This is a genomic window from Nitrosopumilus ureiphilus, from assembly GCF_013407185.1.
In the GTDB taxonomy this organism is placed as follows: Archaea; Thermoproteota; Nitrososphaeria; order Nitrososphaerales; family Nitrosopumilaceae; genus Nitrosopumilus; species Nitrosopumilus ureiphilus.
Genome location: NZ_CP026995.1, coordinates 1919867 through 1945448, shown reverse-complemented (window position 1 = coordinate 1945448; position 25582 = coordinate 1919867). Strand labels below are relative to the sequence as shown.

Here is a 25582-nt window from a genome sequence, read left to right as displayed (position 1 = left end):
ACTAATGCCCAAAGCGGCTATTCTCTTTTCCATGCTACTTCTTTCATCTGTATTGACAAATTCTTATGCATTAACTCCTGGAGATTTAGTTTTAGATGATGTCAAAACTCCGATGACATTTGATTCTGAAATATTAGATGTTGATTCTGATTTTTTTATAGAGAATGATTTTAAAAGATATTTAATTTTTGGAACAAATACACAAGACATTGATTTTTTAAAAAATAATTCATTATATGGAATTCAATCTGATACAGGATTTTTTTATATCTCTGTTCTTTCTGAACAATCAGCTTCCAACCTTATCTCCCAGGGTTACTATGTCATTGAAGATTCCAAATTAGATTTTCATTTGTCTGATAATATAATTTCAGATTCTTCAAGAATTGGTGAGATCACTGGTTCAAGCGTTGCTAAAAAAAAATATGGTGCATCAGGTAATGGTACTGTAATTGCAATTATAGATACTGGTGTTGATTTCTCAAATCCTGATATTCAACACTCAGTTGCACGAGATAAAATAAATCATCCTATAATGCTTGATCCTGATGGACAGGGCATTGTTCTAACAAATGCGACCTTCTTTGCATATATAGATAAAAATGACATCATTAGAAATTACAGTAAACCAATTCCTCCAGACATGACTTCATCAGCATATGTGAATAAAGATGGCGTTTTTCTTGATGTATCCCAAGGAGGCAAAGGCAGTAAAATTCCAATTTATAATTCATTTTTTCCACAGCTTGGTTCATCACCAATTTTTGAAGGAATACTAGACAAAGATATGAAAATTGGAAACGATAATAGAAATTACATAAAATCAAAAAGTGGCGTATACCATCTTGGTGTAATCTACCAAGGTGGATTACAGGGACCTTTAGCTAGAATACAAGTTGTACCAGTTCTTGTAGTCGATTCATTTATTTCTGGAGTTTATGACACTATGATTCCTGATCTTAGTACCTCTTGGGAAGATTACACTAGATTTGATCTAAAATCAGGTCAAAAGCCAAATTATGACTTTGATTTTACTGATGAAAAACCAATTGTGCTGGGAAGTGGCAAAGAGTTTCTAGTCTATGATTCAAACAATGATGGAAAAAATGATTATAGTGCAGGAACATTTGGTGCACAAGTTCTTGATGTTTATGGTGTAATTAAAAATAATGTAACTGACATTGATGATTCATTAAAAGCAATTAATGGTACATTGTTACCCGCATTAGATTCTGATGGTAATTTTTTTGGTATAATGAGTGATTTTATGGGTCATGGAACTTCTAGTGCGGCATCCATTACTTCTCGAGGTCAGGAGATATATGATATTTACAACAATACCAAAAAACATACTATTGTTGGTGTTGCACCTGATGCAAAGATTGTGCCCGTAAAGGCATTATGGTTTGGCGATACAGTTTATGGCTGGTTGTGGTCTGCAGGATTTGAAAACAAAGATCATACCTGGAAATTTTCAGGCAAACCCAAAGTCGACATAATTTCTAATAGTTGGGGCGTATCAAATTTTCCATCTTTTAGTGCATCACCTGGAATGGATGTACTGTCATTGATTCTAAGCGTACTTGTAACTCCTCATTCATTAGATGATGATTATCCTGGTATTACAATAATCTCCAGTGCAGGAAATTCTGGACATGGATATGGAACAATTGGATTGCCAAATGCATCACCTTTTGGAATTTCAGTTGGTGCAACAACTAACAACATATTTGTTGGATATGGTCCGTTCAAAGATCAACCGCGATTTGGGAATACTACAACTCACCGTGATCAGGTTGTAGATTTTTCAAGTAGAGGTCCAGGCTCCATCGGAGATCCAAAACCTGACATAATGAGTATTGGTGCTCACGGTTTTACTCCATCAAATGTTATAAAAATTAAAAAAGATTCCAAAGATGAATCTTTTTCATTATTTGGGGGAACCAGTATGGCTGCACCACTAGTTTCTGGAAGCGCTGCAATCTTGATGGAGGAGATGAGAAAACAATCCCAAGATTATGATCCATTTTTGATTAAAAATATCCTAATGTCTACTGCAACTGATCTACAAAACGATCCTTTCACTCAAGGTTCTGGTTTAGTAAATGTTGAATCTGCTTTGAATTATGTTCATGGAAATGATGGTGTTTTCATTGTGTACAATGATGCATCATATGACAATATCAAAAAGATTCTTGAACCTGCAATTGAAAATATCAATTCAACTGCAATAGGATTTGATCAATTTCAACTTTCTTCAAATTCTCTTCCTATGACTAGTTGGTTTGGAGGTCAACTGAATCCAGGAGATAGAACTACTGCCACTTTTACAATTAAAAATCCAACCAATGACACCCTCTCTATTAATGTGAAATCACAGACCTTGTCATTAATCACAAAAAATCAATTTGATGGGAAAACCGTTGTACGACAACAAGATTCTATTTTGAATAAAACTGATACATTCATTCCGAACTATGTTAGACTATCTGATGTGACCAATCATGAAACCATTGGCGATTTTTTTAATGAACAAAATCCAATTCCTGACGAGTCATCACTAATGATAGTAAATGTTAATTTTCCATTTAGTGATTTCATGAATAGTACATCTGATGTATATGCTGATGATCTGAAAATTTCTTCGTTATATCTTTATGATTGGATTGACAACAATAATGATACAAAAATTACAAGCGATGAATTATCCATGGTTAATAGAGCTGGTTCTTGGGGAACAGTTCAGGAATTAAGAATTTCAGAACCTCATGAAAAGTTTGAAGGCGTTCCATTAGTTGGAGTTTATCCAGTACCTACGAGATATTCATACTGGTTAGGTGACACAAAACAAAACTCAACTTCTATGGACTATACAATTTCTGCAAGTTATTATAAAAAAGATAATTGGTCCATGTTGTGGCCAGAATCTGAAATGATATCTGTACCGCCAAAAGACTCTGCCACAATTAATGTGACGTTGATTACTCCTAATGATTTGCAGACAGGAGTCTATCAAGGATTTTTAACTTTTGAAAGTGATAGACATACTGTAAACGCCCCAGTATCTTTTGTGATTAAACAACCTGTAACTGAAAACGAGACAACAATATTGATTCAAGGAAAACAAAGTGATGACGTACTTTATGGAAATGGATATACAAAAGGTGCATTTGATATGGTTAATCGATACATGGCAGGTGACTGGAGACAATATTATTTTGATATTCAAAATGAATCAATTAATTCTGGAGCAATTGAACTATCCTGGATTAGCGATGATACAAATCTTGCAGTATTTGTAATGGATCCATCAGGGAAAATAATACAAACCAATGTTCCTTCAGGTGTATTTGGACATTTTCTAAAATGGCCTTCTCTTGATTGGTTGGGTAATTCTCTTTTCAGTCAAGGTGGTGGTTTTTTCCCAGTAAAAAACAAGGATGATACTTCAACTGTTCTTTTTGTTCCAATAAACCAAACAGGAACTTACACACTTTTGACTCATTCAACATTGTTTGGCGGAAATTCAACAACTGAACCAATTACACTTGCAGCTAAATTTACAAATATTTCGCCTGAAATGTTGTCTTACAATGAACAAATCCAAATTGAATCTGAATCTATGATTTCTGACTTGAAAGACAATGCCACAACACCTGTAAAAATCCCTGAAACTACAATTAGAGACAAGTCTGATTTATCTCTAGAATCAGATTCATCTTTTAGTGCTGGTATTGCAATTGGTGTTGTTATCGGAATTGCGATCGGAATACTGTTTATTTTTATCAATAGACAAAAACCTCCCAAATAATTGAACAAGGTTTATAAGCAATTTGGCGAGTACGTCAGCTTGAATGTCAGAGCTTGGGACAAAAAAGTCTGGCGGATTATCCAGAAGAGACTTTCTAAAGTTAATGGGTGCCGCAGGAACAGGATTAGCATTTGCTCCCTTTGTCCCATTTGGTAATTTCATGCCAAATCCAAACCAGGCATCTCTTGAAAAAGTTCCAGTAATTTTACCTGATGGCACTCAGGCAAATATCAATACTTATCCAATTAATCACGGCGAAGTAATCACATATCCATCAACTGGCGATACTGCACTGGATGCTGAAGCATTTCGAAAGTGGCAATTCATTAGACTTCCTGAAGAATTAGGGGGAGGAAAAAAAGATACAACTGCAATTCGAGCCTATAGTATGATATGTTTGCATCTTTGGTGTTTGTGGAAATATTGGCCAGATGAAGGTCGAAAGAGAGGCGAATGTCCTTGTCATGGTAGTATGTATGATCCTGTTACTGGAACAGCTTTTCTTGGTCCTGCATCAGTGCAAGCTGCCCCATCAAACACACTAGCTCAATTGACTCTTGAAATTGATTCTGACGGTTTTGTATTTATTTTACCACCAAAGTTTAACGCAAATGAAAATGGAGTAATTGGATATGGCCGCTTCGCTTGAAAGAAGAACTGGAGCTGTTGGCTTCTTTTACTGGCTTTGGGATGGCGTAGATAGAACTATCTTTACTGCAATCAAGTTTTCATTTCCTGCAAGATTTGTAAGTCCTTTTGGATTTTTGGGAATGCTAACATTTACTGTGTTTATCATCCTTGGAGTATCAGGAGCGCTTCTCATGTTTTACTATCAACCAATGTTAGATAGAGCGTGGGATAGTGTTCAATTCATTAATGATGAGGTCCCATTTGGTTTTCATATTAGAAATATTCACTATCATGGTTCCAATGCAATGGTACTCTTAGCTGTTCTTCACATGTATTATCAATACTTTAGTGGAAGATACAAAATCAGAAACGAAGTTTTGTGGATGACTGGAGTCATTCTTGGTGTTGTTACAATTCTTGAAGCATTTACTGGCTATGATGTTATCTTTAGTGAAAGAGCAGAACTTGCAATTAGTATTGCAGCATCTCTGACAACATCAATTCCTGTGGCAGGACCGACAATTCGTGATGCGGCATTAGGTAGTGGGTTCTCAGACTTTGTATTGAGATTCTATGCACAACATGTCTTTTTGTTACCTATTGTAATGCTTGGACTAATGGCAGTTCACTTCCCAAGATTCTTAGTCTTTGATGTACCAATGGTAATGGCAATAGGCGGTGCAATTCTGATTACTGGCGGTGTTTTCCCTATTGACATGGGATTCAAATTTGAACCCACGGTACCGCCTGGTGTAACTGTACCTGAATGGTATCTTACAGGAATTTATGCATTCATGAGAACACAGTATGACAAGTTTGTAACAGGTCTGTTGTGGCCTTTGTTGTTTATCATATCATTAGTGCTAATACCATTCATAGATAGATACAAGAAATTCTCCTGGAGAGACAGACCGATCATTACAGCATTTGGTATTACTAGTCTTGCTCAAATCATGGTTACGACTTATTGGGGATTCTATATTTCACCGGATGTATCAGTTCCATTAGTAGAGCGTTTGGTAATTGATCCGATATTCTTCTATTCAACAATGATATTGATGGTGCCACTAGGCTTTGGATTTACTTACATGATGATCAAACTTGCAAATGAAGCTGAAAGAAAATCTAAACTTGCAAAAAATACTGGTCCAAAGAAGGTAGCAACTATCAATCTTTCTGAAAAATGGATTAACTGGTTACTAGTTGCACTATTGGCATTCCAAGTATTCCTCAACATTGCAGCTTACAATGCAGCATTGATTGGAATGAAGAACATATCATTATTCTTTATTGGAATTATTCTGTTAGTATTTGCAGCATTCTTCCATATCTACAGATATGCCCTAAGTCAAGAAAAGAATGCACCACCAGCACCTGTTCCAGTGCAAGAAGAAAAACCAAAACTTGCAGAACCTAAAGTATCCGTTGAACAAAGTAAACTTCCTGAAGGTGACTCTTTACCTGAAGGAAAACCTGAACCAAAAGAATTGGCACCTGAGGTTCCAACATCCAAGACTCAAGCAGATTTAGGAGTTGGTGCTAATAACAATCTAAATCTTGGTTCTGGAGACCTTCCAAAACCATGATCTCAAAAATTCTAAATAAACTTTATAAGAACTTGAGAGGCGTAAAAAAATTATGAGTGCTCCGACATCTAGTCATGCTTATGGGATTGGACTAATTGCACTAATAATTGGCATGTCTGCAACTGTTGTCTTTTACACTTCATTTTATCTTCCAGAATCTTTGGCAAAACCATCAGTATCAGAATCTATCTTAAATCCTGAAGAGGAATTTGTAATAAAAATTGTTCCAGGAGCTGTAATTGAAGGAAATCAAAACTATGTACCAAACCAAGCAGATGTCTTGTTATCTGTCAATAATCTAGTAACTTGGCAAAACGATGACGATACTGCCCATACGGTAACTCCTGATCACAGAACAACTGATAGTTATAGTGGAGACTTTGGTTCTAACGGTGTACTCAAGCCTGGTGACACATATGAATTCCTATTTACTGAACCACAAGAGGTTCCTTATCACTGCCAACCACATCCATGGATGAAAGGAAAAATCATTGTTGAAGTAAGTAGATTCTAGTTAGAATACTTTGCAAAAATTATTTGACTCTCAATTTCCTTGTGTTGTTCAATGATTGATGCCCTGAATTTTACTTCATGTTCTTGTTTTGGATCAAACTTAATTAATGCTGTAAATTCTGCTTTATTTTCTGGCATCACATCTTTGTTGATAAATAATCTTGAAACATTTTGTGATATGTTTTTTCCATTGTATGATTTGTATACAATGTGCTCATTTGAATCTAAAATCTGTGTGTTAATTACAACTCCATCATATCTTCCAGGATATGAAACCAAAATTGTTCCTTTAATTTCTGAATTTGGATGAATCTCAGTTGAATCAAGTTTGAATTCTATATCTTTCACAAAACATCACATGCAAATTAGAATAAATAATTTTGTTAAATGGGCCCAAAGGGCTTCGATCCCTTGACCATTGGATTAGAAGTCCAACACTCTATCCATGCTGAGCTATAGGCCCAAAAACCTAGCAATTAATTGCCATTTTAAGGGTTTATTCGAACATACTGATTAGTTAAATTCTAGTGCATTACTCGGCATCAGCTGATGGTAAAACAGTACTATGATGTAATTGAGAACTTTGCAAAAAAAGATTATGGCATTACAATCAAAAACCAATTCAAAAAATGTTTATCAACATTACATAAAGTGGTGCGGCCCCTCTAGAATGAGAACACTTCAAACTATACACTTTTCAGATGATATTGGGGAGTCACACTCATGAGAATAAGCAAATTTACCTATTCAGAGAAGCTCATAGTCATGTAAACTCATTGAACAAGGAATCTTAGGACTAGAGTCGTAAGTAATTCACGGGTTTAGAGCCACTTTTTTTGATAATTCTCTCTTTCCATTTTAAAGAGAAATTGTTGTGAATAACCTGCATATGGTCCGAAATGTTTTACAATTTTTTCATGTAAAACATCGTATTGTTTTTCCGTAATTGTTGTAGTATCTATTTGAAATTTGTTTGAATAATATTTTTCCAAAACTCTAATCATCCATCTATCTAGTGGGAATGCTTCTAATTTTTCTAGTGAAAACAACATTACACAATCTGCAACTTTATTTCCAACTCCAGGAATTGTGCGAATATTCTCTTTGGTTTCATGATAATTGCAATTTTTCAAGAATTCAAAATCAATTTTTTTAAATAAAATCATCTTTGCTGCTTCATTGATAAATTTAGCCCTATACCCAACACCGCAGCTTTTAATTTCATTAATTGATGCTTTGGCAAGTTTTTCTGCCTTTGGAAATAAAAAAAACTCTTCATTTTCATATTTTGCTTTTACTCCGAACTTTTTTGATAATTTTTCTAAACTCATTTTGATTTTTTGTATATTAGAGTTTGATGATACAATAAATGAAATTAAGCATTGAAAGGGATCTTGCCTGAGAATTCTTAACCCTGAATATTGTTTTAGAGCCCTTCTTACAGTTTTGTCTTTTGAAACGGATTTGATAATGTCATCTAAATTGTCATTTTTTCTAAAAAAATCTACTTTTGAATTTTGAAAAGAGTTGATTATTCCATTTTTATCAACACGCAGAATATCTTGACCATTTATTCCATACCAATAATCTCCATTTCTTTTCCAAAGAAATACCTGACCGCTGTTGATTGAATTTTCAACATTTATTGTACGATTTTTTTGCATATCAGACAGTTATTTCTTCATTAACTGCCGGTGAAAATGCCTCTAAACCAAATTTTTCATGAATCTCTTGTGCAAACATATCACATGATTCAGAATCACCATGAACAGTCAATACTTTGGGATTTCCCTTAATTTTTTTGATCATGTCAAATAATTCTTTTTTGTCGGCATGTCCTGAAAATTCAAACTGTTTTACTTCTGCCTCTACATTAAGATCTTTTCCTCTAGCTGAAACCTTTCCAGTATCTAGTAATTTTCTACCAGGTGTTCCATCTCCTTGATAGGAAACAAGAGCTATTCCATTTTTACTATCAAAAGACAATTGCTGCAAATAATATACTGCATTTCCCCCAACTAGCATTCCCGCTGGTGATATAACAACACATGGTTCTTCCATTGCTTTCTTTCTATCTGCATGTTCTGTAATTGAAGTTGCACTCTTTATTGCATCTGAAAATATTTTTGGATCTCTGAGATATTCTGGATATCTAAACATTATCTCATTTACTTTTAATGCCATTCCATCCATTATGATTTTATGTTTAAAATTTGCACTCCTTAAAACACATGCAATCTCTTGAGAACGCTCAACTGAAAATGATGGAATAAATAATATTCCTTTTCTATCCATTACTTCATTTGCAAATTCTATTAGTTCTGCTTCTGATTCTTTTCTAGGTTTTTGTTCCTTTTTTGCGTATGTGCTCTCAGTAATCAGCAAATCAATTTCTCCGATGTCTAAATCCATCTCTCGAAGCATTCTTGAACCATGAGTCTTGATATCCCCCGTGTAAAAGAGCCGTTTTTTCTCTGATTCTACCAAAACTGTACTTCCACCAATCACATGGCCTGATTCCCTTAACTCAAAAGTTGCGTTACCTTTAGTAATTTTTTGCTTAAATCCAATCTCTTTTGCATTTTTCATCATATTATTTACTTCAGGTAGGTCAAATGGATGAGAATTTTTTTCAATCTTTAGCATATCTTCAATTAATAATTTTGATAAATCAAATGTTGGCGGAGTGGCATAAACATCGGTATTGCCACTAACAAACAACGATGGCACGTTTCCTGAATGATCTAAATGAGCGTGAGTGATAATTATTGCATCCAGATCTTTGGGTTTTACATGAAGTGGATATTGTGGCGGTGATCCTCTTCTGCCAAATAATACTCCGTAATCTAGTAAGAGATTTGTTCCATTACAATTAGCTAAGAATCCCGATCTGCCAACTTCGTTTGCAGCTCCCAAAACTTTAACATTCAAGAATTATGATGACTTTTTATCGACGTTAAAACCTTCTTAGAGCTTATCCGATCATTATGCCTGTCATAGAATCTACACAAGCTTTAATTAGTGTAAGCTAAGATTCGATCCTCATGGGAAGAAGCTTCCAAGAATGGTTAGGACAACAAGATCAAGCCGTCGTCGCTAAAACACGTGCTGGTGACGAAGCAAACAAACCACTCCTAAACCAACTTAACTGGATTTGGGTTAACAATCTGATGAATCAGAAAGCAGATCTAAATCCTTCATCTGCAGAATTACTTGACTGGGTTACTTCTGGTCAAATAGACGCAATGAGAAAATAAACGTGCAAAACACGTTATCTTTTTGTTTTTTAAATTTTTTAATCTAAATTCTGCGCACATGTTTTGACTCGATCTTTTTCATAACAGAGTTATGAATTTCGATCATGGTTTAAATAGTGATCAACCAATATTAATTTTGTAATGCCAATAGCAATACTTCCAGACATTGATGAACAAAGATGTATCGGATGTGCACTATGTGTAGAAATCTGTACGACTCTTGGTCCTGATGTCCTTAGAGTAAAACCAGTTGAAGGCTGGAAGAGAGGTAAAGCATTTGTTTTCTACCCAGAAAGATGTATTTCTGATGGTGCATGCATCGGTGTATGCCCAACAAAATCAATCTTTTGGATGAGACCAATGAATTACACTGCTGGACAACCAGTACCTCTTCACAAAAACGGTATCTTCATCAAAGGTTGGGCAGAAGACGCAGCACTATAAGCTGAATCTTTTAGCACATTCTTTTTTCTTATTTTTAATCAAGCAGTTGATTTTCGCTTGATTTCTTTTGGAATAATTTTTACAAAATATTTTAGAAACTCATCCTTTTTGTCATAATGTATCTCTGAAAACTTGTTGTTAGCAAAAAACTCATTCCATGTCTTTTCAAACGTGGGAAATTCTTTTGGTTCAAAATCAATTCTAGCAGTTTCATGATGTGCTGCAGGAAATATGTCTGAAATCTCAATTGGAATTAATCCCAATATGGGATTATATTGGCACACTTGGAATGAATCAAAATCTTTGAATTTTCTTTTTAATCCAATATACTGATTAGACAAATATCCTGGTTTTGTACTGGATTCTTTTGTAATGACTAACTTCTTTTTCTTTGATTTGAATTTTCTAATCATTCCATGATATGATTGAACTTCTGGACGATACTGATCTTCTTTAGAGAATAAGAAAATGGCTTTTTTCTTAAATTTTGGCGTACTCAAACCAAGAAATTCGTAGTTTTCAGTCATTACCTCAATCATTTCAAATAATTTGGGGTGGGCCCTTGCTTTTTTAATTACATATTCCCATAATCTCCCCTCATGGATTGCCTGTTTTACTTTATCTACTTCAAGTTTAATTGCATATAGGTTATGGACTGCCAATTCATTGGTTTTCTCAACTTCATCAAGCTGGCGTAATTCATCTGGTGAATATTTTGAACATATTTCACAATTGCAAGGAAATGCCATGATATCTGACAAATATCTAGTTCCATCATCTGTAATGTATCTTGATTGTTTTGCATAAAGCATGTATGAGGCTGAATCAAAAGTGTCGCATCCCAATGCTATGGCAAATGGGATTGTTAGAGGGTGCCCTGCACCAAAAAGATGCAAAGGTATTGAATGCGGCATCTGTTTTTTTGCAGCCACAATCATCTGTGCTAATAATCTGTACTCATATGACTCCATAAACTCAACAGGGCTTCCTAAGGCCAGCATTTGAAAACCAATCTTGACTAAACTCTTTGTAGATTTTGCAACAAGTTCAAAATGTTCTCCACCCTGAATGGGACCAATCCAAATTTGACCGTTCTTTTCACCGTTCTCAAGTGTTTGTTTTGAAACTTCTAGAGTATGCTTCACATATGCTTCTGCTTTTTTTATTGGCATTCCAAATCCAGTTGGTTTATCAAGTGGAATTGCAAAATCAGTCAAGATTCCTTTTTCAAAGTTTGCCATTTCAGGTGGTGAAACTTTGACATCACCGTATTCTAAAACTTGATAGCCCCCAGAATCCGTCATTATTCCACCGTCAAAATCTATTATTTTGTGTATTCCTTTTTTTATGGCCTCATCACCATAATTGTTTCTTGTAATGTAGGCATTTGTAATAACTAAATCAAAACCAATATCCCGGATTTTTTTTGATGGGACTGTCTGTTTTACTGGATGAATTACTGGAACATAAGCTGGCGTCTCAATCTTACCATGATTTGTATAAAGAGTTCCAATTCTTCCCGCCAAATCTGTTTTAGATATTTCAAACAAGTAATTTCACAATCTCAAAGGCGTTATTTAATCAATCAGCAAAAAATTTTCTTAAATCATTATTTTTTGTAACTAAATCAAGCCAATCCACTTTTTCATTTCCTTCATTACTGGAAATCAGAGTAATCACTTTTTCTACTCCTTCTTGAATGGTTTTCCCTGTAATGTTAATTTGAACTGTCTTTTCTTCAAATCTGCTAATTGTATCATGTACAATAATTCCCAATATTTCACTACCTGTGTTCTCTTTAATTTTTGCATCTGGATATTTTCTATTTTTGTAGACTGTAATTAATTCATATGGACTTCTTCTTAAAACAATTATTTTCTTTACTTGGTTTTTTTCTAACACATATGGTGCTAAATGCCCTACAATCAAATTATTTTCAGAAATTCTCTGTGCAAGGATTTTCTTTAGTTTTTCAGTATCAACATCATTTGCACCCTCATTTTCTTCAAACATTCCTGCATCTTTTGCAATTTTATTGATATCAATAATGGATAATCCTAATATCTGAGCAATTTTTTCTGCAACGGTGTGTTTCCCAACGCCTGGATTTCCAGTGATTACTATTGACATAATATAAAATCATGATGGACTAGATTAAACGATTTCTGCAATACTAATTAAGTAGAATTGAGTTTTTGACAATATTGCAAATTGGTTTACTAGGTAAAGCAAATGTTGGAAAATCAACATTTTTCTCTGCTGCAACTGAAACTCCTGTAGCATCAGGTAATTTCCCTTTTACCACTATTGAACCAAATGTTGGTGTGGCATATGTTAAAGCAGATTGTGCATGTAAACACTTTGGAATAAAACACGAAAATGAGTTTTGTGTTAATGGAATTCGTCTTATTCCTGTAAAACTCATTGATGTTGCAGGACTAGTTCCAGGAGCTCATGAAGGAAAAGGATTGGGAAATCAGTTTCTTGATGATGCAAGACAAGCTGAGGTTTTGATTCATGTAGTTGACGTTGCAGGAACTACTGATATTCAAGGACAACCAGTTCCAGTTGGAACTCATGATCCTTTAGAAGATGTAGCATTTGTTCAAGATGAGTTTGATCAATGGTTTGCAGAGATTCTCAAAAGAGAATGGGATAAGATTGTCCGTGAAATAGATCAAAAAAGAGCAAAACTTACTGACGGTATTGCAAAACGATTTACTGGATTGGGGATTAAAGATTTTCAAGTACAAGAGGTATTACAAAAACTAGGACTTATGACTAGAAATCCAAAGGAATGGCAAGACTCTGATATCCAAACCTTTGTCAAAGAGTTAAGAAAAAATACAAAACCCATGATAATTGCTGCAAATAAAGCAGATCTGTGTCCTGATCTTGGCATCCTTGATAAAATATCTGATTGTGTAATTCCTTGTAGTGCAGAAACTGAATTATTATTACGAAAAGCATCAAAAGCTGGAATTGTAAATTATTCTTCTGGTGATACAAGTTTTACGATTGTTGATGGAAAAGAAATTCTGCCTCCACAACGAAAAGCACTTGATTTAGTAAAGTCTATCTTTTCTAAAATTCCATCAACAGGAATTCAAAAAATTCTAAATACTGCAGTTTTTGATTTATTAAAATTCATCGTCGTATATCCAGTTGAAGACGAAACCAAGCTAACTAACAAAGATGGTGCGGTTTTACCTGATACCAAATTACTTCCTCTGGATTCCACTGCAAAAGATTTGGCAAGTTTAATTCATGCAGATATTGCAAAGGGGTTTCTACATGCAATTGATTGTAAAACTAAGCAAAGAATTAGTGGTGATCAAAAACTAAAAAATGGCGACGTCATCAAAATTGTATCTACATTAAGTCGTGGATAATATGTTGGGTTTGGGTATTGAAAGCACGGCTCATACATTTTCCTGTGCAATAATTGAAAAAAAAGGGAAAAATGGGAAAATTCTCTCAGATGTTAGAAAAATTTACCGCCCTGCTGATGGGGAAGGAATTCATCCACGTGAGGCATCGCGTCATCATATAGAATACAGTTCTTCAGTACTATCAGAATGTCTTAAAGAAGCAAAAACATCCATCAAAGATTTAGATGTTATTTCTTATGCTGCAGGACCTGGGTTAGGTCCCTGCTTGCGTGTAGGTGCAGTTGTTGCAAGATCTTTGTCTTCTTTTTATAAAATTCCAATATATCCTGTAAATCATGCAATTGGACACATTGAATTAGGAAAATTGCTTACTGGTGCATCAAATCCTCTGGTACTTTTGGTATCTGGAGGACATACAATGCTTTTGGCATTTCTAAACAAACAATGGAGAGTTTTCGGTGAAACTTTGGATATTACACTAGGTCAACTGCTTGATCAATTTGGAAGATCTATGGGATTTGCTTCTCCATGTGGAAAAAATATTGAAGAGTTGGCATCTACGTCGTCAAACTATGTTACATTGCCATATTCTGTAAAAGGAAATGATGTTTCGTTTTCAGGTTTATTATCTGCAACAAAAACTGTTGCAAAAAAAAGCAAAGTCGATGCATGTTACTCTATTCAGGAAACTGCTTTTGCAATGATCAGTGAAACAGTAGAACGTGCATTGTCATTTACACAGAAAAGAGAATTAATGATAGTGGGTGGTGTTGCAGCCAACAAAAGATTGTCTGAAATGCTTCAAGATGTTTGTAAACGTCACAATTGCAAGTTTTTTGTAGTTCCGTTACGTTATGCAGGTGATTGTGGAAGTCAAATATGTTGGACTGGACTTTTAGAATCTCAGGTTAAATCTGGTTCTTCTCTTAAAGATACTTTTGTAACACAATCTTGGAGATTAGATACAGTCAAAGTTAATTATTGATTTTCGTTTTCAACTAATCTGTTTTTCAATGGTTTTAGTCCAATCCTTTGTGTTAAAAACTCCAAACTTGAAAGTTTGTTCGCCATCATTTGTTTTTGCAGTAAAACATACTTTTTTCATTAGTAATCCCTCTTTCCAAACTTTTGTGACATCATCTAATTTAACATCCATTACAGTTTCTCCAAAATGTTTTGAAAAATCCATTATTCTTGCATTAGTTTTATCAAATGCTAATCTTTTATTTGTTAATGTTAAAATTCCTGCTCCTAAATTATCTTCACTACAATCCTCTTGTTTTATTCTATTTTCTCCTTTTTCCATGATTAATTTTTATTGAATTCCTCTGGATATAACGTTAATGAAATTAATCAAAAAAGGTGCAGAAGCTGACATTTATCAAACTAAATGGCAAAACTCTAAAGCAATTCTTAAAATTCGAAAAGTAAAAAATTATCGCAATTCTTCACTTGACTCAAAAATACGTAAACAAAGAACAATTAAAGAATCTCAAATGATATCTCATGCTAGAACATTTGGAATACCGACACCTCTAGTTTATTTTGTAAATTTAGAAAAATCATCTATTGTAATGCAAGAAATTCCTGGAACACCGGTTCGTGATTTATCTGAATCCAAAATTATTAAATTGTCAAAAGAAATTGGAAAATTAGTTGGAATGCTGCATAAAAATGGAATTATGCATGGTGATTTAACGACTTCGAACTTTATTCTATTCAAAAATATGGTCTATGTCATTGATTTTGGATTGTCTCAAAATACAATGAAACCTGAAGATCATGCAGTTGATTTGAGGCTAATCAAAGAAATTCTTAACAGCGCTCACGCTAAAATAATGCAATTTGCTTGGAAAAATTTTCTACTGGGTTACAAATCTGTAGTTGGAACTTTCTATTATACAAAAATCACTAAACTAGTTTCAGAGATTGAAAGTCGTGGTAGATATGCCGAAGTCGTTTGATCTATACTTTGTATCTTCAAATGATCACAAATACCTAGAAGCAAAAAACATTCTAGAAACTTTTGGGATCAAACTTGGTTTTTTAAAATCAGATTTAGAAGAGATTCAATCAAATTCACTTGATGATGTGGCATTAAGAAAAGCAAAAGATGCATTTTTTAAATTTAAAAAACCTGTAATCATTGAAGATGATGGATTATTCATTAAATCACTAGGGGGTTTTCCTGGACCTTATTCGTCATATGTTTTCAAAACAATTGGTAATGATGGAATTCTTAATCTCTTAAGAAATAATAGGCAAGCAAAGTTTGTCTCGATCATTACTTATTGTGATAAAACAATTCTGCAATCCTTTGATGCAAAACTAGATGGAATAATATCAAAATCGCAAAAAGGAAAAGGATGGGGATATGATCCAATCTTTGTTCCAAAAAATTCAAGGAAGACGTTTGCTGAAATGAATGAGAAAAATAAATTATCTCACAGATACAAAGCATTGAAAAAATTTTCTAATTGGTATTTGCATAAGTAGGAATAAAACGATCAATACATCGCTCATTATTTTGTAAAATTGAAATTCTTGAAACTATACTTTCATCCATCACTGAAAATATCTTGCTTTGTTTTGCAATTTCTTCACTAAATTTTTTTACTTCTTCCATTTCTAACATATTTGCATGCTCTAATCTATTTGTAGAACGTCCAATGTGCATGTATGATTTTATTTCAATAAAGTGTGGACTTGCTTTTCTAAACATTTCTGCAAATGCTGGAATTACTTCTTTTTGATCGTTATAATTTCTGATTAATGTGACTCTTAGTACTGTTCTTGTGTTTAAATCCTTTAACATGTCTAGAGTTCTATTCCACCTCTCCCATGAATCATCGTATTTTGGCTTGTTTATTCTCATAAATGATTCATAGTCTGCAGCATTTGTTGACAAATACAACTGAGTTGGTAATGCATCTTTGTCTTGTAATTTTTGAATCATGTCTGGCTCTTGTCCATTTGTTACAAGGAAAATTGATTTTGTTTCCTCTAGTGAATTTAGATATTTGATTAGTTCTGGTAGTTTTGGATACATTGTTGGCTCACCAGACAATGAAATTGCATAATGACTTGGTAACAATGATTCATCCAATCTTTGTTTATCATTTCTAGAATCTCCATAATATCCGTTGATCAGTTTTTTTCTTTCAGCCATTAACTTTGTTAGAATTTCTTTTGGTTCTGCAACCTGTTCTGGCTCCATCTTCATTGAATCATAAAATTCCATTGGTCTCCAACAATATACGCAGCGATTCTCACAATGCATGCCAGCTGGAGAAAACTCCATGCATCTGTGAGTTGAAATTCCATAAAACTTGTGTTTGTAACAACTCCCTTCATGTTTGAATGATTTTTTTGTCCAATGACATAGTTCTACTGTTGAGTGATCAGCAACACCGTATTTTGCTTTTTTTAATTGCTCAGATATTGCAGGCTTGATCTGTATTAATCGATCATCTTCTTTGACTATCTCACCTGAGCAACTCATGGTTTCAAATCTTGTTCTGGTTTACTTAAATTGATCGAGTTTTTCTCCAAGATGGAAAATATTTCCAAAATAATTAAAAATCTGAGCCAATTTCAGAGTGAGGTTTAATTACTGGATCCTCTGGGTAATTTTAGGCATTGAAAAAAATACATATTTTACCATTCCTATTGTTGTTTGTAACTACATTAACTAGCATGCCTCTCAGCCCAGCTTTTGCTGATGATGACTTGGATAAAGATGGAGTTGATGATTCAATTGACGCTTGTCCGAATTTACGAGAAGATTATGAAGGTGTAATAGATGGATGTCCGTCTAATTTTGTTCCATGGTATGATGAAGACTTTGATGGAATAGAAGATCATCTTGATCAATGCCCAACTCTTAAAGAACGATACAACAAATTCCAAGATGAGGATGGTTGTCCTGATTTATCACCAAGTGGTGGACCTGGTGGATTACCTGATTCTGATGGTGATGGTTTTACTGACTTGGTAGATAAATGTCCAAATCAACCAGAAACTTTCAATGGTATTTTAGATACTGATGGATGTCCTGATGATTTTGGTGCAGGTGATAGAGATAGAGATGGAGTTCCAGATAATTTAGATAAATGCCCACTAAGTGCTGAGACTTACAATAGATTCCAAGATGAGGACGGTTGTCCTGATTCTGTTAATGATTTTACTTTTATTGATACTGATAACGATGGTTTACAAGATAAAGTTGATTTATGTCCAAAAGAACCTGAAGTGTACAATGGTTATAGGGATACAGACGGTTGTCCCGATGTTTTACTAGATACTTCATTTAGTGATAAAGATGGAGATGGAATTGCAGATCAATTTGATATTTGTCCAAATCAACCAGAAACTTTTAACCGATTTGCTGATTATGATGGTTGTCCAGATTCAGCTCCATCATTTGATGGTACATTAAATGATGCAGATGGTGATAGAATTAAAGATGTTAATGATGTCTGTCCATTAGAACCAGAACGATACAACGGATTCCAAGATGAAGACGGTTGTCCCGATATTCCTCCTTATTCAAGTGATGTTGATTCAGATCTTGATGGAATTCCAAATAGTATTGATCAATGTCCACAAGTAAAAGAAACTTACAATAGATTCCAAGACAATGACGGCTGTCCTGACTTTGTTAGTGTTGATAAAGGAATGCCAGACACTGACGGTGATGGCATAAATGATTATGTAGATCTTTGCCCTAATCAACCAGAAACTTTCAATGGTATATTTGATAGAGACGGTTGTCCTGATACACTATCTACACAAGATAGAGATAGAGACGGAGTTCCAGACGGTTTAGATAAATGTCCAACCGCTAAAGAAACTTATAATGCCTATCAAGACGATGATGGTTGTCCTGATAGTGTTTCTTCATTATCATCATTTGACTTTGATAGAGATGGAATTTCTGATTTGACTGATAAATGTCCTCTACAACCTGAAACTGTTAATGGTTATCAAGATTTAGACGGTTGTCCTGATGTTGCAGTATTAGATTCAGATGGTGATGGAATTAGAGATGATTTAGACAAATGTCCTACATCCTCAGAAACTTGGAATAGATATCAAGATCATGACGGTTGTCCTGATAATCCGGCAGAATCTGATTCTGACTTTGATGGTATTTTAGATTCAGTAGACCAATGCCCACTTGATAGAGAACGATATAACGGATTCCAAGATGAGGACGGTTGCCCTGATTACCCTGATTATATTACAAGCTTAGATTCAGATTATGATGGAATCATTGATTCAAAAGATCAATGTCCATTAGCACCAGAAACTTACAATAAATTCCAAGATGAGGACGGTTGTCCTGATTCTGTTGCAGATAACAAAGGAATTCCAGATACTGATAAAGATGGAATTAATGATTACAATGATCATTGTCCAAACCAACCAGAAACCTATAATGGAATTCTCGATAGAGACGGTTGTCCTGATGATTATATTGGAAAGAATGATCGTGATCTAGATGGCATTCCAGATGCAATTGATGCATGTCCAACTGCTAAAGAAACTTACAACAAATTCCAAGATGATGATGGATGCCCTGATACTGTGAAAAAATCATTTGTAATTGATACTGATAACGATGGCATCAATGATGTTAAAGATGATTGTCCACTAGTTGCTGAAAATTATAATGGATTCCAAGATGAGGATGGTTGCCCAGATGTTGATGACATACAACCTGATACTGATGGTGATGGTGTTCCTGATGTAATGGATTTATGTCCAAAACAAAATGAAGTTTGGAATAATTATGTTGATTATGACGGTTGTCCTGATACATTACCAACTGGAAATCTAAGGGTCGATAGTGACGGAGATGGAATATATGATGATAATGATTTATGTCCTAACCAAAAAGAAACTTGGAACAAGTATCTAGATAGTGATGGTTGCCCAGATATTTTACCGGAACAATCAAGGTACAAACATGATTCTGATTTAGATGGTATAATCAATGAAAATGATTTCTGTCCTCTTGAACCTGAAGATTATGATGGTGATGCTGATTCTGACGGATGCCCTGACCCATAGGTGCTAAAGAATGAATAAACAATTTCTTGTAGGATTTTTGATTTTACTTACTTCAACCATTGGCATGTTTCCTAGTGGTGTTTATGCAGCTGAAGGAATTGATACTGATGGAGATGGAGTCCCCAATAATATAGATCAATGTCCTAATCTTAAAGAGGATTATGATCCACAATATGGTAACAACATAGACGGCTGTCCAGCTGATTTTGTTCCCTGGTATGATGCTGACTTTGATGGAATTGAAGATCATATTGATAAATGTCCTACTGTAAAAGAGACTTACAACAAATTCCAGGATGAGGACGGTTGCCCTGATTTAACTCCTGAAACTGGTAAAGTGATAGCTGATACTGATAATGACGGTTATCCAGATTATATGGATTCCTGCCCAAACCAGCCAGAAACATTCAATGGAATTGATGATAAAGACGGCTGTCCAGACAAACAAGCATCTAAAATTGATACTGACGGCGATGGAATTCTAAATGTTTTAGATGAATGTCCTCTAGAACCTGAAACTTACAACAAATTCCAAGATTATGACGGCTGTCCAGATACTGTAGACTCTACATCTCTACAATACCAATTCCCAGACACTGACGGTGACGGAATAGAAGATAGATGGGATGCATGTATTGATGTGCCTGAAAACTTTAATGGTTATCTGGACAAGGACGGTTGTCCTGATGTACCTGGTATTACTTCTCTAGAAGCACCTGATGCTGATTATGATGGCATTCCAGATGATAAGGATGAATGTCCGTTAGATCGTGAAAATTACAACAAATTCCAAGATAGCGACGGCTGTCCAGATACCTTACAAATTATGATAACTGGTGACATTGATGGTGATGGCATTCCAGATCAAAATGATTCATGTCCTTACAGTCCTGAAACTTACAATAGATATCAAGATTCAGACGGCTGCCCTGATTATGTTGCAGACAACAAATTTGCTTTTGATACTGATGGTGATGGCATTATTGATAATCTAGACTTGTGTCCAACTCAGCCTGAAACTTACAATGGATTCCAAGATAGCGATGGCTGTCCGGATACTTTTGATTCTAAGCTTGACTTTGACATGGATGGAATTCTAAATGTTTTAGATGAATGTCCTCTAGAACCTGAAAATTACAACAAATTCCAAGATTATGACGGCTGTCCGGATACTGTAGACTCTACATCTCTACAATACCAATTCCCAGACACTGACGGTGACGGAATAGAAGATAGATGGGATGCATGTATTGATGTGCCTGAAAACTTTAATGGCTATCTGGACAAGGACGGCTGCCCTGATGTTAAAGGAACAACTGCAGGCGATATGCTTGATGCTGATTACGATGGTATAGCAGATCACTTAGATGAATGTCCAACAATAGCTGAACGATACAATAAATTCCAAGATGAAGATGGTTGTCCAGATAGCGTTGACTTTCAAACAGTTGGTGATGCTGACTTTGATGGTATCTATGATGATTTAGACCAATGCCCTCTTGCTAAAGAAACTTACAATAGATATCAAGATTCAGACGGCTGCCCTGATTATGTTGCAGACAACAAATTTGCTTTTGATACTGATGGTGATGGCATTATTGATAATCTAGACTTGTGTCCAACTCAGCCTGAAACTTACAATGGATTCCAAGATAGCGATGGCTGTCCAGACAAACAAGCATCTAAAATTGATACTGACGGCGATGGAATTCTAAATGTTTTAGATGAATGTCCTCTAGAACCTGAAACTTACAACAAATTCCAAGATTATGACGGCTGTCCAGATACTGTAGACTCTACATCTCTACAATACCAATTCCCAGACACTGACGGTGACGGAATAGAAGATAGATGGGATGCATGTATTGATGTGCCTGAAAACTTTAATGGTTATCTAGATAAAGATGGTTGTCCTGATGTACCTGGAGCTGAATCAACTGTTCCTGTATATGCAGATTCTGATCGTGATGGATATCCAGATTCAATCGATTCTTGCCCAAACCAACCTGAAACATGGAATAAATATCTAGATGGCGACGGCTGTCCTGATATTGCACCTGAACAACAGAGATTTGTCCATGATGATGATCTTGATGGTATTATTAATGATGAAGATCTATGTCCTAAAGATCCTGAAGATTATGATGGTGACAGAGATACTGATGGCTGTCCAGATCCCTAAACATACTTTTCTTAATTTCTGATTTGTTAGAAGAATCTATTTAACGTGAGATTTAATAAATACTTGATAATAGCGAAAGTCAGAGATAATGAAAAAACAATATTTTCTAGGATTTTTACTTTTGCTTACTTCTACTATTGGTATGTTACCAAGTAGTGTTTTTGCTAATGAAGCAATTGATTCAGATGGAGACGGTGTGCCTAACAGTATTGATTTTTGTCCTCATCTTTTAGAAGATTATGATCCACAGTATGGTAACAACATAGACGGCTGTCCCGCCGATTTTGTTCCCTGGTATGATGTTGACTATGATGGAATTCAAGATCATATTGATAAATGTCCTACTGTAAAAGAGACTTACAATAAATTCCAGGATGAGGATGGTTGTCCTGACTTAACTCCTGATGTTGGAAAAGAAATTGCTGATTCAGACGGAGATGGATATCCAGATTACATGGACTTGTGTCCTAATCGTCCTGAAACATTCAATGGAATTGATGATAAAGACGGCTGCCCTGATGATGCATCTAGCTTAAGAGATTCTGATAGAGATGGAATATCTGATACATTAGATTCATGTATACTGGAACCTGAAACTTACAATTTTTACTTGGACACAGACGGCTGCCCTGATTCTATTGATGCTGTAGATTCTGTATATAATTTTCCAGACACTGACGGCGATGGAATTGATGATAGATGGGATCAGTGTTTAAATGAACCTGAAAATTATAATGGTTATCTAGATTGGGATGGATGCTCAGATGTACTTGGTGCTTCTTCTAATGGTTTAATTGATTCTGATTATGATAGTATACTTGACTCAGTTGATGCTTGTCCATTAGATCGTGAAAATTTTAATAAATTCCAAGATGAAGACGGCTGTCCTGATGAAATCGAATATGCAATATCTGGAGACACTGATGGTGATGGAATTTTAAATCAATTTGATGTTTGTCCATATAATAAAGAAACTTACAACAAATTCCAAGATGAAGACGGCTGTCCTGATTCTACTGTGAATAACAAATCTACTTATGATTCTGATGGTGATGGAATAGTTGATAATTTAGATCACTGTCCAAACCAACCAGAAACATTCAATGGTATTTTGGATTCAGACGGCTGTCCTGACAATCTTAATTCCACACTTGACTCAGACATGGATGGCATTCCAAATATTTCCGATGATTGTCCTCTAGAACCTGAAACTTATAATTTTTTCAAAGATGGTGATGGGTGTCCAGATGCCACAGACCCAATTACTTCATCATATCTATTTCCAGATGTTGACGGTGATGGAATAGATGATAGATGGGATGCATGTCTTAATGAGCAAGAAAATTATAATAATTATCTGGACAAAGACGGTTGCCCTGATATCCCGGGAATCTCCAAATCTGCATTGTCTGATATTGATTATGATTTAATTCCTGACATATTTGATGAATGTCCCACAATCGCTGAAAAATATAATCAATTCCAGGATGAGGACGGCTGCCCTGATACTATAGCCTATGACTCATTTGGTGATTCAGACTTTGATGGAATTCCAGATAATATAGATCAATGTCCTAATGCAAGAGAAACTTTCAACAGGTATCTTGATGATGACGGCTGTCCTGATCTAATTGCCGATAACAAACTAACATCTGATTCTGATGGTGATGGAATTGTTGATAATTTAGATTCTTGTCCAAACCAACCTGAAACATTTAATCAATTCCAAGACAAGGACGGCTGCCCAGACAAATTTGTATTTACATTGGACTCAGACATGGATGGCATTGTAGATGTCTCTGATGCATGTCCTCTAGAGCCTGAAACTTACAACTATTATCAAGATGAGGACGGCTGCCCTGACTCGACTGGCTCTAATGTTTCATCATACACTTTCCCAGATTCTGATGGCGATGGAATTGATGATCGAAAAGATGCATGTGTTGATGAACAAGAGAACTTTAATGGATATTTGGATTGGGACGGTTGCCCCGATGTATTAGCTGCTCAATCCACCACTCCAACAAGAATTGATTCTGATGGTGACGGATATCATGATGCAATCGATTCTTGTCCAACTGAACCTGAAACATGGAACAAGTATAATGATCATGATGGTTGCCCCGATATTGCACCTGAACAACAGAGATTTGTCCATGATGATGATCTTGATGGTATTATTAATGATGAGGATCTATGTCCTCTAGATCCTGAAGATTATGATGGTGACAGAGACACAGACGGATGTCCGGATAATTAGTACTATAATTTAACACAAATTTTGATATAGTAAATATATTCATGCTGTAAAGTTACCTCATGCTTCCCAAGTTCTCCAGCAGAGCGTTTTTAGCTCCTATGGCAGGGGTAAGTGATCCCGCACTCCGATTACAATGTAAACAAATGGGATCTGGATTAGTTGTCACCGAATTTACAAATATTCACAGTATCATTGCCAAAGAAAAACAACTCAAAGAAAATATGAAAACAATTCAAGAGTTTATTGAGTATTCAGAAGAAGAACGTCCTTTATCAATTCAGTTGTTTGGATCTGACCTTGTCGCATTAGAAAAAGCTGCAAAGATTGTAGAACCTTATTTTGATATTATTGATTACAACATGGGTTGTCCCGCACCACATATTACTCGACAAATGGCAGGAGGAGCTCTTCTGCAAGAAGTAAATCTAACTCAACAAATTTTCAATACTCTTGTTAATGCTGTAAAAAAACCTGTAACATTAAAGATTCGTTCTGGTGTGACAAATGCGAGTCAATTTCTTTTTAGAGACATTGCTGAAATTGCAGAAGATGAAGGAATTCAAATGATTACTCTACATCCAAGGACTGTAAGTCAGGGATATTCTGGAAATGCAGATTGGAAAATGATCAAAGAACTTAAAGAGATTTCTAGCATTCCGATTGTTGGAAATGGTGATATCACTACCCCTGAAGATGCTAAAGAAATGATTGATGAGACAGGTTGTGATTATGTAATGATTGGTAGAGGTGCAATGGGAAATCCATTTTTATTTGAACAAATCAATGATTATCTCAAAACAAACTCGTATCATGAATATTCTTTCAAAGATAGGCTAGATTCTTTTTTTGATTATCTGCATCTAACTGTTAGATACAAAATTAAATTTACCAACATCAAGAGTCAGGCAATGAGGTTTACCAAAGGAATGAAAGGAGGTTCCAAATTACGTTCCAAAATTACTCTCTCAAAAAATATTGATGAATTAGAAAAAATTATGAATGATGCGTATTCTATATCTTAGAAATTTATAAAATTATTCTATTTTACTTTACATTTGTTCATGATTCAATCATAATTAGTATTGAATTTTTAAGCAATTTGGACTATTCTTATATATTTCATGATAGCATTTTATGTATGAAAATTGGAGTTGAATCATAATTGGCAACAGCTTATGTTCTCATAAACTGTGAGCTTGGTTCTGAAGAAGCAGTAATTTCAGAATTGAAATCCATTGAAGGTGTAGTTGAAGTACATGGTACATTTGGTGCATATGATATACTTGCCAAAGTTGAATCTGGTCAAGTTGAAGCATTACGTGAAACCATTACTTGGAAAATTAGGAAAATTCCAAAGATCCGTTCTACTCTGACCTTGATGGGAATTGAAGGCCAACAATAGGTCTCAAACTCTTTTGCTTTTATACTTGGA

22 protein-coding genes and 1 tRNA gene are annotated in these 25582 nt (G+C 35.0%); 15 read left to right on the top strand and 8 right to left on the bottom strand.

The window, feature by feature from the left end; all coding sequences use genetic code 11:
• Nucleotides 1–4 precede the first annotated feature (4 nt).
• Genes C5F50_RS11605 through C5F50_RS11590 form a run of 4 tightly spaced genes read left to right on the top strand, consistent with a single transcriptional unit; the run spans nt 5 to nt 6541 of the window.
• Entirely contained in the window at nt 5–3811 is a 3807-nt protein-coding gene (locus C5F50_RS11605) for a S8 family serine peptidase (RefSeq protein WP_179371469.1), read from the top strand.
• 43 nt (nt 3812–3854) lie between these two features.
• A complete protein-coding gene (locus C5F50_RS11600; RefSeq protein ID WP_179371468.1) occupies nt 3855–4460 on the top strand; it encodes a Rieske (2Fe-2S) protein in 606 nt (201 codons plus the stop codon).
• On the top strand, nt 4444–6027 hold the full coding sequence (locus tag C5F50_RS11595; RefSeq protein WP_179371467.1) for a cytochrome b: 1584 nt from the start codon (nt 4444–4446) through the stop codon (nt 6025–6027). Before C5F50_RS11600 ends, C5F50_RS11595 begins: the two co-directional genes overlap by 17 nt.
• 52 nt (nt 6028–6079) lie before the next feature.
• Nucleotides 6080–6541 (top strand): cupredoxin domain-containing protein, encoded by a 462-nt coding sequence (locus tag C5F50_RS11590; RefSeq protein WP_179371466.1) that lies wholly within the window; start codon nt 6080–6082, stop codon nt 6539–6541.
• On the opposite strand, the gene C5F50_RS11585 is transcribed toward C5F50_RS11590, so the two are convergent.
• From C5F50_RS11585 to C5F50_RS11570, 4 genes are all read right to left on the bottom strand, one after another.
• On the bottom strand, nt 6538–6888 hold the full coding sequence (locus C5F50_RS11585) for a hypothetical protein (protein WP_179371465.1): 351 nt from the start codon (nt 6886–6888) through the stop codon (nt 6538–6540). The two genes, C5F50_RS11590 and C5F50_RS11585, sit on opposite strands and share 4 nt — an antisense overlap.
• Before the next feature lie 40 nt (nt 6889–6928).
• Nucleotides 6929–7003: transfer RNA gene (locus C5F50_RS11580), tRNA-Arg, on the bottom strand.
• A gap of 358 nt (nt 7004–7361) precedes the next feature.
• Nucleotides 7362–8204, bottom strand: a complete 843-nt coding sequence (locus C5F50_RS11575) for a DNA-3-methyladenine glycosylase 2 (RefSeq protein WP_179371464.1) — start codon at nt 8202–8204, stop codon at nt 7362–7364.
• Nucleotide 8205: 1 nt separating this feature from the next.
• Nucleotides 8206–9471 carry an MBL fold metallo-hydrolase gene (locus tag C5F50_RS11570; RefSeq protein ID WP_179371463.1) on the bottom strand — a complete coding sequence of 422 codons (1266 nt, stop codon included), beginning with the start codon at nt 9469–9471 and terminating at the stop codon, nt 8206–8208.
• A gap of 113 nt (nt 9472–9584) precedes the next feature.
• On the opposite strand from C5F50_RS11570, the gene C5F50_RS11565 reads away from it, so the two are divergent.
• Together C5F50_RS11565 and C5F50_RS11560 are read left to right on the top strand one after the other, a co-directional pair.
• The gene (locus C5F50_RS11565; protein ID WP_048115036.1) at nt 9585–9797 is read left to right on the top strand and encodes a hypothetical protein; all 213 of its coding nucleotides are present in this window, start codon (nt 9585–9587) and stop codon (nt 9795–9797) included.
• A gap of 141 nt (nt 9798–9938) precedes the next feature.
• The gene (locus C5F50_RS11560; protein WP_007403030.1) at nt 9939–10241 is read left to right on the top strand and encodes an ATP-binding protein; all 303 of its coding nucleotides are present in this window, start codon (nt 9939–9941) and stop codon (nt 10239–10241) included.
• Nucleotides 10242–10279: 38 nt separating this feature from the next.
• Here the strand turns inward: C5F50_RS11560 and tgtA are convergent, their stop codons facing one another.
• Together tgtA and C5F50_RS11550 are read right to left on the bottom strand one after the other, a co-directional pair.
• Nucleotides 10280–11791 carry a tRNA guanosine(15) transglycosylase TgtA gene (gene tgtA / locus C5F50_RS11555; protein WP_179371462.1) on the bottom strand — a complete coding sequence of 504 codons (1512 nt, stop codon included), beginning with the start codon at nt 11789–11791 and terminating at the stop codon, nt 10280–10282.
• A gap of 31 nt (nt 11792–11822) precedes the next feature.
• Nucleotides 11823–12371, bottom strand: coding sequence for an adenylate kinase family protein (locus C5F50_RS11550; RefSeq protein ID WP_179371461.1), 549 nt, complete (start codon nt 12369–12371; stop codon nt 11823–11825).
• Between the two features lie 74 nt (nt 12372–12445).
• Here C5F50_RS11550 and C5F50_RS11545 point away from each other — a divergent pair, with 74 nt between their 5' ends.
• On the top strand, nt 12446–13633 hold the full coding sequence (locus C5F50_RS11545) for a redox-regulated ATPase YchF (RefSeq protein WP_179373015.1): 1188 nt from the start codon (nt 12446–12448) through the stop codon (nt 13631–13633).
• A gap of 1 nt (nt 13634) precedes the next feature.
• A complete protein-coding gene (gene kae1, locus C5F50_RS11540) occupies nt 13635–14618 on the top strand; it encodes a KEOPS complex N(6)-L-threonylcarbamoyladenine synthase Kae1 (RefSeq protein ID WP_179371460.1) in 984 nt (327 codons plus the stop codon).
• A gap of 9 nt (nt 14619–14627) precedes the next feature.
• Here kae1 and C5F50_RS11535 read toward each other — a convergent pair whose 3' ends face one another.
• Complete coding sequence (locus C5F50_RS11535) at nt 14628–14939, bottom strand: hypothetical protein (protein WP_179371459.1); 312 nt, start codon at nt 14937–14939, stop codon at nt 14628–14630.
• A 37-nt stretch (nt 14940–14976) separates the two neighbouring features.
• Between C5F50_RS11535 and C5F50_RS11530 the strand changes: the two genes are divergently transcribed.
• The gene (locus tag C5F50_RS11530) at nt 14977–15597 is read left to right on the top strand and encodes a KEOPS complex kinase/ATPase Bud32 (protein WP_179371458.1); all 621 of its coding nucleotides are present in this window, start codon (nt 14977–14979) and stop codon (nt 15595–15597) included.
• Nucleotides 15581–16129, top strand: coding sequence for an RdgB/HAM1 family non-canonical purine NTP pyrophosphatase (gene rdgB, locus C5F50_RS11525; RefSeq protein ID WP_179371457.1), 549 nt, complete (start codon nt 15581–15583; stop codon nt 16127–16129). The genes C5F50_RS11530 and rdgB overlap by 17 nt, the downstream gene beginning before the upstream one ends.
• On the opposite strand, the gene twy1 is transcribed toward rdgB, so the two are convergent.
• The gene (twy1, locus tag C5F50_RS11520; RefSeq protein WP_179371456.1) at nt 16107–17135 is read right to left on the bottom strand and encodes a 4-demethylwyosine synthase TYW1; all 1029 of its coding nucleotides are present in this window, start codon (nt 17133–17135) and stop codon (nt 16107–16109) included. The two genes, rdgB and twy1, sit on opposite strands and share 23 nt — an antisense overlap.
• Nucleotides 17136–17329: 194 nt before the next feature.
• On the opposite strand from twy1, the gene C5F50_RS11515 reads away from it, so the two are divergent.
• From C5F50_RS11515 to C5F50_RS11495, 5 genes are all read left to right on the top strand, one after another.
• Nucleotides 17330–19708: a thrombospondin type 3 repeat-containing protein gene (locus C5F50_RS11515; protein WP_179373014.1), complete on the top strand. Its 2379-nt coding sequence runs from the start codon at nt 17330–17332 to the stop codon at nt 19706–19708.
• A gap of 10 nt (nt 19709–19718) precedes the next feature.
• On the top strand, nt 19719–21890 hold the full coding sequence (locus tag C5F50_RS11510) for a thrombospondin type 3 repeat-containing protein (RefSeq protein WP_179371455.1): 2172 nt from the start codon (nt 19719–19721) through the stop codon (nt 21888–21890).
• An 88-nt stretch (nt 21891–21978) separates the two neighbouring features.
• Nucleotides 21979–24150 (top strand): thrombospondin type 3 repeat-containing protein, encoded by a 2172-nt coding sequence (locus C5F50_RS11505; RefSeq protein WP_179371454.1) that lies wholly within the window; start codon nt 21979–21981, stop codon nt 24148–24150.
• Nucleotides 24151–24209: 59 nt separating this feature from the next.
• Nucleotides 24210–25172 carry a tRNA dihydrouridine synthase DusB gene (gene dusB, locus C5F50_RS11500; protein WP_179371453.1) on the top strand — a complete coding sequence of 321 codons (963 nt, stop codon included), beginning with the start codon at nt 24210–24212 and terminating at the stop codon, nt 25170–25172.
• 140 nt (nt 25173–25312) lie between these two features.
• Nucleotides 25313–25552: an Lrp/AsnC family transcriptional regulator gene (locus tag C5F50_RS11495; RefSeq protein ID WP_048071573.1), complete on the top strand. Its 240-nt coding sequence runs from the start codon at nt 25313–25315 to the stop codon at nt 25550–25552.
• Nucleotides 25553–25582 lie beyond the last annotated feature (30 nt).